Origin of the sequence: Micromonospora sp. NPDC051925 (assembly GCF_044548625.1) — a bacterium.
Classification (GTDB): Bacteria; Actinomycetota; Actinomycetes; order Mycobacteriales; family Micromonosporaceae; genus Micromonospora.
Genome location: NZ_JBIUCH010000030.1, coordinates 65,773 through 75,350 on the forward strand (window position 1 = coordinate 65,773; position 9,578 = coordinate 75,350).

The window sequence follows — 9,578 nt, forward strand, 5'->3', positions numbered from 1 at the left end:
CGCCTCGGTGCGACGGCGGGTCAGGGCACGATCACCGCGCGGCCGTGGATCTCGCCGCGGCGCAGCAGGTCGTACGCCTCGGGGGCACGGTCCAGCGGGAAGGTCTGCACGTCGGCGGTGAGCAGTCCGGCCCGGCCGAGGGCGATCACCTCCTGGAGCTCGGCGCGGGTCCCCCAGAACGGGATCTCGACGCTGGTCTCGAGCGGCACCGTGGGCGGCGCGTCGGCGACCGGCCGCACCGGCAGGATGCCGCCGCCCAGCCCCACCAGCAGCAGCCGACCGCCGGTGGCGACGACGGTGCGGGCGGTGGTCAGGGTGGGATCCAGCCCGACGCAGTCGATGACCACGTCGGCGCCGTCCGGGGCGGGGCCGACGATCTCCCGGATCCGGTCGACCGTGTCCGGGCCGGCCGGCACCACGTGGTGCGCGCCCATCCGGGTGGCCAGGTCCAGGGCGGCGACGTTGCTGTCCACCGCGATGATCTGCACGGCGGTGGTGGCGGCGAGGATCTGCACCGCCATGTGGCCCAACCCGCCGATGCCGATCACCACGCAGGACGTCCCGGGCTTCAGGGCCGGCCGGGCCAGCGCGATCGCGTGGTACGGGGTCAGCCCGGCGTCGGTCAGCGGTGCCGCCTGGGTCAGCTCCAGGTCACCGACGTGCAGCAGCCGGGAGGCGGGCACCACCACGGACTCGGCCAGCCCGCCGTCGCGGCTGAGCCCGATGCCGCCTACCGGGACGGTGCGGCACTGGTTCTCCCGACCGTGCAGGCAGCCCCGGCAGGTGCCGCAGCCGATGATCCCGTAGACGGCGGCCCGGTCGCCGGGGGACCAGCCGGTGACCCCGTCGCCGACGGTGTCCACGGTGCCGGCGATCTCGTGGCCGAGGGTGATCGGGGTGGGGAACACCCCCGGCGGGGCGTCGAGGATGTGCAGGTCGGAGTGGCAGGCCCCGACCGCGCCGACGGTGAGCAACACCTCACCCGGCCCGGCGGTGGGGGTCGGGACGTCGACCTGCTCGAGGGTTCCCGGTGCGGTCATCCGTACCGCGCGCATGTCGTCCTCCACTCGTCGTGGAGGGCTCGCTTACCCGCGTCCGCCCGGTTGATGCGCCGGTTCTCGCCGACCGGCCGGGACCGGGTCGCCGGGCCACTGCTGGGCGGCCCGGCGACCCGGCGCGGTCGCGTGGGTCAGAAGACCGGCACGCCCGCGCGGACCAGCTTCCAGTTGGGCACGAAGAAGTCGGCCGGGTCGATCGTCCCCTTGGCCTGCGCCCAGTCGATGAGCAGTTGGCGGATCTCCTGCTGCGCGTTGTAGACCTGGGTCTTGACGATGCCGGGGAAGTTCCCGCCGCCGCTGCGCCGGTAGTTGTTGACCGCGACCACGAACTGCGCGTCGGCGGCGACCGGGGTGTCGGTGCCGGGCAGCACCAGCCGGGTGATCCGCTGGCCGACCGGCTTCGAGATGTCGATGTCGTAGTCGAGCCCCGAGATCACGTCGTAGTTGTAGTCCGGGACGGCCGGGTCGCTGATGGTGGCCGGGTCGACCGGCGCGTCGACCGGCAGCGTGGTGAAGTACTTCGCCGAGAACTCCAGGTACGTCTTCACCTCGGCGCCGGTGAGCACCACCGCCTCCAGGGTGTTGTCGTAGACGTACAGCCCGGCGACGTCACGGATACGCACGTCGCCCTGCGGGAAGACCGCGGTACGGCTGAACGGCGCGGCGATCGACAGCACCGGCAGCGACCCGGACGAGGTGCCGGCGAGCGCGGCGGTGACCACCTCGGTCTGCACGTGGTTGATGAAGTCCAGGATCGGGGTGTCCCGGTAGCGCGACTCGGCGGCGGACAGCTCCTGCGAGGACCGGGCGACCACCGTGTTGACGTAGCCGACCGTCTTGGTGTGCTGGCCACGCACCGCCGCGAGCACCTTGGGGTCCTCGACCACCGTGTTGGTGTTGAGCATGGTGGCGCCCTTGCTGACGACCTTCCAGCGGCCCCGCTCCCGGGCCAGGGTGAAGTCCATCCGGGTCAGCCGCTGACCCCACTTCGACGGCTCGGCGGTGAGCACCTGCGCGCCGGTGGCGGTGTTGGTGACGAACTTCTCCACCACCTCGTTGTGCGCGTGGCCGAACAGGATCGCGTCGATGCCGCGAACCTGCTGGGCGATCAGCGCCACCGGGTTCTCGTTCGGCAGCTCCGGGCCGTAGCTGGAGGTGCCGCTGTCGCCACCGTGGGCGGAGATGATGACCAGGTCCGCCCCGCGCGCCCGCATGATCGGCACCCACTTGGCGGCGGTCTCCACCATGCCCGGGAAGACCAGTTTGCCCTCGACGTTGCCCTTGTCCCAGATGGCCACCCCGGGGTTGGTCAGGCCGAGGATGCCCACCCGCAGCGTCGGTGCGCCGTGCCCGCCGAGCCGCACCTCCTTGATCACGTACGGCAGGAAGGCCGGCTTGCCGGTCCTGGCGTTCACCGCGTTCGCGGCCAGCGCCGGGAAGCCCAGCTGACCGATCCACTTCGCCAGCAGCGGCAGCCCGTAGTTGAACTCGTGGTTGCCCAGCGTGATGGCGTCGTACCGGAGGATGTTCATCGCGCGGGCCATCGGGTGCGTCGCCCCGGTGACGGTGATCGGCTCCTGCTTGGCGTAGTACGTCGCCAGCGGGGTGCCCTGGATGGTGTCCCCGGCGTCGAGGACCAGGGTGGCCCGGCCCTTGCGCTCGGCCCGGATCTGGTTGACCAGGGTGGCCAGCTTGGCGACGCCGACGTCGTTGTGCTTGCTGTCGTCGAACTCGGCGTCGCGGTAGTAGTCCCAGTTGTAGACGTTGCCGTGGGTGTCGGAGGTGCCCAGGACGGTCAGGTCCCAGGTCTTCGGGCCCTTCGGGTCGGCCGCCTGGGCGGGCGTGCCGGCGATCAGGGGGGTGGTCGCCGCGGCGGCGGCGACGGCCAGCACCTGGCGGCGCGACGCGCCGGAGGAGGAGGTCATGAGGTGCCCTTCCATGGGGGTGGACGCGCCTCGTGGGCGCCGTTGCGCACCATAACGAGCAGCGGTCACTCCTGCCACAGTGGCCTGGAGTGTTTCACCGCGCTGCCACCAGCGGCCACCTTCCTGTCACACCCGGGTCAACCGGCGGGCCGCAGGCTCGGGTTGTTTCCGGCCGATCCGTCGGGGTAGGTCAGCCAGAGACCCAGAACGGACGAAACCAGGCAGGGAGCCGCACGGTGAGCCAGGACCAGTACACCCCGCAGGACCCGACCGAGCAGTACGGCCACCAGGACGGCCAGCCGGCCCAGCAGCAGTCGGCACCCGGCATGACCGACCGGATGGGCCCGAAGCCCGACCACGGCGAGGAGTCGTACCGGGGCAGCGGCCGGTTGGCGGGCAGGCGGGCCCTCGTCACCGGTGGCGACTCGGGCATCGGTCGGGCGGTGGCGATCGCCTTCGCCCGGGAGGGCGCCGACGTGGTCGTCTCCTACCTGGGCGAGGAGGAGGACGCCGATGCCCGGGAGACGGTACGGCTGATCGAGGAGGCCGGCCGCCGGGGTGTCGCGGTGCGTACCGACCTGACCGACGAGCAGCACTGCCGCGACCTGATCGACCGGACCGTGACCGACCTCGGCGGGCTGGACATCCTGGTCAACAACGCGGCGTACCAGATGGCACAGGACGACGGCATCGCGGCGATCAGCACCGCGCAGTTCGACCGGGTGCTGAAGACCAACCTGTACGCCATGTTCTGGCTCTGCCGCGACGCACTGCCGCACCTGAAGGAGGGCGCGACGATCATCAACACCACCTCCGTCCAGGCGTTCGACCCGTCGCCGCCGCTGCTGGACTACGCCACCACCAAGGCCGGCATCGCCAACTTCACCAAGGGGCTCGCCGCGCAGCTCGCCGACCAGGGGATCCGGGTCAACGCGGTCGCTCCCGGCCCGATCTGGACGCCGCTGATCCCGGCCACCATGCCGCCGGAGAAGGTGGCGCAGTTCGGCACCGACACCCCGATGGGCCGGGCCGGTCAGCCCGCCGAACTGGCCCCCGCGTACGTCTTCTTCGCCTCCCAGGAGTCCAGCTACGTCACCGGGCAGATCCTCGGTGTCACCGGTGGCCGCTTCACCACGTGATCCGAACGGGTCCGGCCGGACCCACCCCCGGCCCGGACCCGCACGGCGGCCGTCCGGCCAGCGCCGCGGCCGGCGGGGATCAGCGGGGCCAGCCGGCCATCCGGTGCCGCACCTGCGCGATCTGTGCCGGGTCCAGGCCGTAGCGGGCGAACCGCCGGTCCGGTAGCCGGTCCAGGTAGTGGCCGGCCGCCCGGACGTCCTCGTCGGCCAGCGCCGGGTCTACCTGCCGGGCCAGGGCCAGCAGCTCGTCGACCGGGTACTGGGCCAGCGCGGCGGACACGTCGATGTAGTCGCGGGCCTCCCGCCGGTTGACCAGGGCGGCGGTCTTGTTGGCGAGCAGGTCGCGGACGTCCATCACCGGGCCGAGGTCCATCACCACCGGTGAGCGGTACCGGTCGAGTCGGGCCAGGCTGAGCCGGATCTGCCGGTCGCCCCGGCCGACCACGAAGTCCCTGAGGTCCCGGTCGAAGCCCTCGAACAGGTCACCGAGGTCGCTGTCCGGGTCGGCCACCGCGACGGTGTACCCGGCCCGCTCCAGCGCCGCGCGCACCTCCGCCGCCGCCGCCTCGGCGGCCCCCTCCACGTCGGCGAACAGGTCGACGTCCTCGGTGGGCCGGGTGACCAGGCCGTGCGCCGCCCAGGCCACCCCGCCGCCGAGCACGAACCGGTGTGGCCCGGCCGCGGTGAGGGCGACCCGGGCGACCTCCCGGTAGAAGTCGTGCAGGTGGGTCACGCGGTACGCAGACCCCGGTGCCGGCTCTCCCATGCCTGCCGTACGCCCCGGGGCAGGTTGAGCCGCCGCCACACCCGCCGCAGGGTGCGCCCGTCGATCAGCGCCCGCAGGTCGTCGGCGCGGGTGGTCTCCCGCAGCACGTTCTCGTACAGCCAGAGCAGATCGTCCGGTTCGGCCAGGTCGAACGTCCGCTCGCTGCTCCACATCAGCCGGATCGGCAGCTCCACCACCCCACCGGTGGGGCCGGTCAGCTCCGTCAGGGTGCGCGCCACCACCACCGGACGGCCCGGTCGGGCCAGGTGGGCGGTCGCCATGGTGGCCTGCATGGTGTCAGGGTAACGCCGGTTCGGCCAGCTCAGGTACAGGGCGCGGGAACGGGGTACCCTGGAGGGCAGGAGTGTCGGTGCGTTCAGTGTCCCCGGGCCTCACCTGAATTGCCGTCGCGGAGTTCCGTTCGGCTGGAGCCGCGTTGCGCCACGCGCCGAGAGGCGACATGCGCACCGATGCTCTGGTGCCGCTCCCGACCCGTCCGGGTCGGGGGCGGCACCGTCCGTCGGCATCCCCGACGCGGAGAAGATCCCCGGGGCCGGTCGCGGACTCCGGCGCGCTGGCCTATGTTGAGTGCGTCGACCGTGCGACGGGTCAGGCCGGGGAAGGGGGAACGCAGTGGGTCTGCGTACCTTCATCGCGGGCTGGCCGGTCTACCGCCAGCTCACCGGCAGCGACCCGCTCGGCCGGGGCGCGGCGGCCCAGTCTGGTCGTTCGGCCGAGCTGACCGCCCGCACCGAGACCGCCGACAGCGTGGCCCGCTCGGTCTGCCCGTACTGTGCGGTGGGCTGCGGGCAGCGGGTGTACGTCACCGACGGGCAGGTCACCCAGATCGAGGGCGATCCGGACAGCCCGATCTCCCGGGGACGGCTCTGCCCGAAGGGGTCGGCCAGCAGGAGCCTGGTCACCAGCCCGCTGCGGCAGACCACGGTCCGCTACCGGCGGCCGTACGCCACCGAGTGGGAGGATCTCGACCTCGACACCGCGCTGGACATGATCGCCGACCGGATCCTCGCCGCCCGCGAGCAGACCTGGGAGGACGTCGACAGCGAGGGCCGGCCGCTGCACCGCACGCTGGGCATCTCCAGCCTGGGCGGGGCGACGCTGGACAACGAGGAGAACTACCTCATCAAGAAGCTGTTCACGGCGATGGGGGCGCTCCAGATCGAGAACCAGGCCCGGATTTGACACTCCGCCACCGTCCCCGGTCTGGGGGCCAGCTTCGGTCGCGGTGGCGCGACGGACTTCCAGCAGGACGTCGCCAACGCTGACGTCATCGTCATCCAGGGTTCGAACATGGCCGAGGCCCACCCGGTGGGCTTCCAGTGGGTCATGGAGGCCAAGCGTCGCGGGGCGAAGGTCTTCCACGTCGATCCCCGGTTCACCCGGACCAGCGCGGTGGCCGACACGTACCTGCCGATCCGGGCGGGCACCGACATCGCCCTGCTGGGCGGCGTGGTGCGCTACATCCTGGACAACGAGCTGGACTTCCGGGAGTACGTGCTGGCGTACACGAACGCCGCGACGATCGTCAGCGAACAGTTCGCCGACACCGAGGACGGCGACGGCCTGTTCTCCGGGTACGACCCGCACACCGACAGCTACGTGCAGACCAGTTGGCAGTACGCCGGGCACGAGCAGGACTCCGGCAGCGGGCACACGGCCAAGGAACGGGACAGCGCGGCCGGCCTGGTGCACGAGTCGCACGGCGCCGGGGTGCACGGCCAGGCCGAGCGGGACGACACCCTCCAGCACCCGCGCTGCGTCTACCAGATCCTGCGCCGGCACTTCGCCCGCTACACCCCGGAGATGGTCGAGCGGGTCTGCGGCATCCCGCAGGAGAAGTTCCTGGAGCTGGCGCGGGCCTGGGCGGAGAACTCGGGCCGGGAACGCACCGGCGTGCTGATCTACTCGGTCGGCTGGACCCAGCACAGCGTCGGCGTGCAGTACATCCGCACCGGGGCGATCATCCAGTTGCTGCTGGGCAACATGGGGCGGCCGGGCGGTGGCATCCTGGCGCTGCGCGGGCACGCCAGCATCCAGGGCTCGACCGACATCCCCACGCTGTTCAACCTGCTGCCGGGCTACCTGCCGATGCCGCACCACGCCGACCACCCCACCTTCGACGACTGGGTGGACAGCATCCGGCACCCCGGCCAGAAGGGTTTCTGGGGCAACGCACGGGCGTACGCGGCGAGCCTGCTGAAGGCGTACTGGGGGGACGCGGCGACGCCGGAGAACGACTTCGGCTACGACCACCTGCCCCGGCTGACCGGCGACCACGGCACCTACCAGCAGGTGCTGAACATGATCGACGGCAAGATCAAGGGTTACTTCCTGCTCGGTCAGAACCCGGCGGTCGGCTCCGCGCACGGGCGGGCGCAGCGGCTGGGCATGGCCAACCTGGACTGGCTGGTGGTCCGCGACCTGTTCATGATCGAGAGCGCCACCTTCTGGAAGAACGGCCCGGAGGTGGCCACCGGCGAGATCGTGCCGCAGGAGTGCCGCACCGAGGTGTTCTTCCTGCCGGCAGCCTCTCACGTGGAGAAGGAGGGCACCTTCACCCAGACCCAGCGGCTGTTGCAGTGGCGGGAGAAGGCCGTCGACCCGCCGGGCGACGCCCGTTCCGAGCTGTGGTTCTTCTATCACCTCGGGCGGCGACTGCGGGAGAAGCTGGCCGGCTCCGCGCACCGGCGCGACCGCGCGCTGCTCGACCTGGCCTGGGACTACCCCACGCACGGCCCGCACGCCGAACCGAGCGCCGAGGCGGTGCTGCGCGAGATCAACGGGTACGACGTGCGCACCGGCCGCCCGCTCGCCTCGTTCGCGGAGGCGAAGGACGACGGCTCCACCGCCGTCGGCTGCTGGATCTACTCCGGTGTCTACGCCGACGGCGTCAACCAGGCCGCCCGGCGCACCTCCCGGCACGAACAGGACTGGGTGGCCGCGCAGTGGGGCTGGGCCTGGCCGGCGAACCGGCGCATCCTCTACAACCGGGCGTCGGCCGACCCGCAGGGCCGACCGTGGAGCGAGCGGAAGAAGTACGTCTGGTGGGATCCGGACGCCGGCGAGTGGACCGGCTACGACGTGCCGGACTTCGAGAAGACCAAGGCGCCGACGTACCGGCCGCCACCGGGCGCGTCCGGCCCGGCGGCGCTCGCCGGTGACGACCCGTTCGTCATGCAGGCCGACGGGAAGGGCTGGCTGTACGCGCCGAGCGGAGTGCTCGACGGCCCGCTGCCGACGCACTACGAGCCGGCGGAGTCGCCGATGCGCAACCCGCTCTACGGCCAGCAGGCCAACCCGACGCGGAAGGTCTACACCCACTCGGTGAACTCGGTGAACCCGAGCCCGCCGCAGGAGCACAGCGCGGTCTTCCCGTACGTGTTCACGGTCAGCCGGCTCACCGAGCACCACACCGCCGGCGCGATGAGCCGCACCGTGCGACCGTTGGCCGAGCTGCAACCGGAGATGTTCGTCGAGGTGTCGCCGGAGCTGGCCGCCGAGGTGGGACTGACCCACCTGGGGTGGGCGCACCTGGTCAGCGGCCGGGCGGTGATCGAGGCCAAGGTGCTGGTCACCGACCGGCTCACCCCACTGCGGGTGGACGGTCGGGTGATCCACCAGCTCTGGCTGCCGTACCACTTCGGCTACGAGGGGCTGGTCACCGGCGACTCGGCCAACGACCTGTTCGGCATCACCCTGGACCCGAACGTCCTCATCCAGGAGAGCAAGGTCGGCACCTGTGACATCCTTCCGGGGCGGCGGCCGACCGGCCCGCCACTGCGGGACCTGGTCGACGACTACCGCCGTCGGGCCGGGATCGTCCCCGGTGAACGCCCACCGACGGTGACCACCCGGGTCCGCCGGCCGGCGGGCCCCAGCGACGACGGGCCACGGGAGAAGGGCGCCGACCATGCCTGACGCCAACAGCCTCTACGGCCCCCTCGATCCGGCCCCGGACGCGGGGTGGACGTCTGCCGGCCCCCGGATGGGCTTCTTCACCGACACCAGCGTCTGCATCGGCTGCAAGGCCTGCGAGGTGGCCTGCAAGGAGTGGAACGCCGTCCCCGAGTCCGGCTTCGACCTGCTGGGCATGTCCTACGACAACACCGGCGCGCTGACCGCGAACTCCTGGCGGCACGTGGCCTTCATCGAGCAGCCGGTGCCGGCCGGCCACCGCACCCCGCCCTTCGCCGGTGACCCGACCGGGCCGTCGGGCAGCGCCGGGTCGGCGGCGGTCGCCGCCGGCACCGGCAGCGCCAGCGGCACCAACCCGGGCGTCCCACCGGGCAGCGCCGACGCCGCCGCCCGGATGGCCACCACCGCCGACCGGGCCGACGCCGAGGCGGTGGGTGGGGGCGTCGGGGGTACGCAGTTCCTCGGCATGCCCGGTTCGCAGCCACCCGGGCGGGGCACCGGCGTGGCGGAACGCACCGACTTCCGTTGGCTGATGATGTCGGACGTCTGCAAGCACTGCACCCACGCCGCCTGTCTGGACGTCTGCCCCACCGGGTCGCTGTTCCGCACCGAGTTCGGCACCGTCGTGGTGCAGGAGGACATCTGCAACGGCTGCGGCTACTGAGCCTTTCCGCGTAACGGGTCGTGGCGTTGGGTGATCAGGTTGTGCGGTTGTGCTCGACGTGCAGGAGTACGAGGGCCGCTGCGGTGATCC

6 protein-coding genes and 1 pseudogene are annotated in these 9,578 nt (G+C 72.0%); 3 read left to right on the forward strand and 4 right to left on the reverse strand.

All coding sequences use genetic code 11. From position 1 onward, the window contains the following. Positions 1 to 20 precede the first annotated feature (20 nt). Together ACIG87_RS29800 and ACIG87_RS29805 are read right to left on the reverse strand one after the other, a co-directional pair. Positions 21 to 1,055: an NAD(P)-dependent alcohol dehydrogenase gene (locus ACIG87_RS29800; RefSeq protein ID WP_396854948.1), complete on the reverse strand. Its 1,035-nt coding sequence runs from the start codon at positions 1,053 to 1,055 to the stop codon at positions 21 to 23. 134 nt (positions 1,056 to 1,189) lie between these two features. Continuing rightward, complete coding sequence (locus tag ACIG87_RS29805; RefSeq protein ID WP_396854949.1) at positions 1,190 to 2,983, reverse strand: bifunctional metallophosphatase/5'-nucleotidase; 1,794 nt, start codon at positions 2,981 to 2,983, stop codon at positions 1,190 to 1,192. 236 nt (positions 2,984 to 3,219) lie between these two features. Between ACIG87_RS29805 and ACIG87_RS29810 the strand changes: the two genes are divergently transcribed. Continuing rightward, a complete protein-coding gene (locus ACIG87_RS29810) occupies positions 3,220 to 4,122 on the forward strand; it encodes an SDR family oxidoreductase (protein ID WP_396854950.1) in 903 nt (300 codons plus the stop codon). Positions 4,123 to 4,201: 79 nt separating this feature from the next. Here the strand turns inward: ACIG87_RS29810 and ACIG87_RS29815 are convergent, their stop codons facing one another. Then, on the reverse strand, positions 4,202 to 4,888 hold the full coding sequence (locus tag ACIG87_RS29815) for a nucleotidyl transferase AbiEii/AbiGii toxin family protein (RefSeq protein ID WP_396854951.1): 687 nt from the start codon (positions 4,886 to 4,888) through the stop codon (positions 4,202 to 4,204). Continuing rightward, a complete protein-coding gene (locus tag ACIG87_RS29820) occupies positions 4,852 to 5,181 on the reverse strand; it encodes a hypothetical protein (RefSeq protein ID WP_396854952.1) in 330 nt (109 codons plus the stop codon). Before ACIG87_RS29820 ends, ACIG87_RS29815 begins: the two co-directional genes overlap by 37 nt. A gap of 340 nt (positions 5,182 to 5,521) precedes the next feature. On the opposite strand from ACIG87_RS29820, the gene fdh reads away from it, so the two are divergent. Continuing rightward, on the forward strand, positions 5,522 to 8,827 hold the full coding sequence (fdh, locus tag ACIG87_RS29825) for a formate dehydrogenase (RefSeq protein ID WP_396854953.1): 3,306 nt from the start codon (positions 5,522 to 5,524) through the stop codon (positions 8,825 to 8,827). Continuing rightward, positions 8,820 to 9,485, forward strand: a pseudogene (locus ACIG87_RS29830) (4Fe-4S dicluster domain-containing protein); the annotation flags it as partial. The gene fdh and the pseudogene ACIG87_RS29830, both read left to right, overlap by 8 nt. Positions 9,486 to 9,578: the final 93 nt, after the last annotated feature.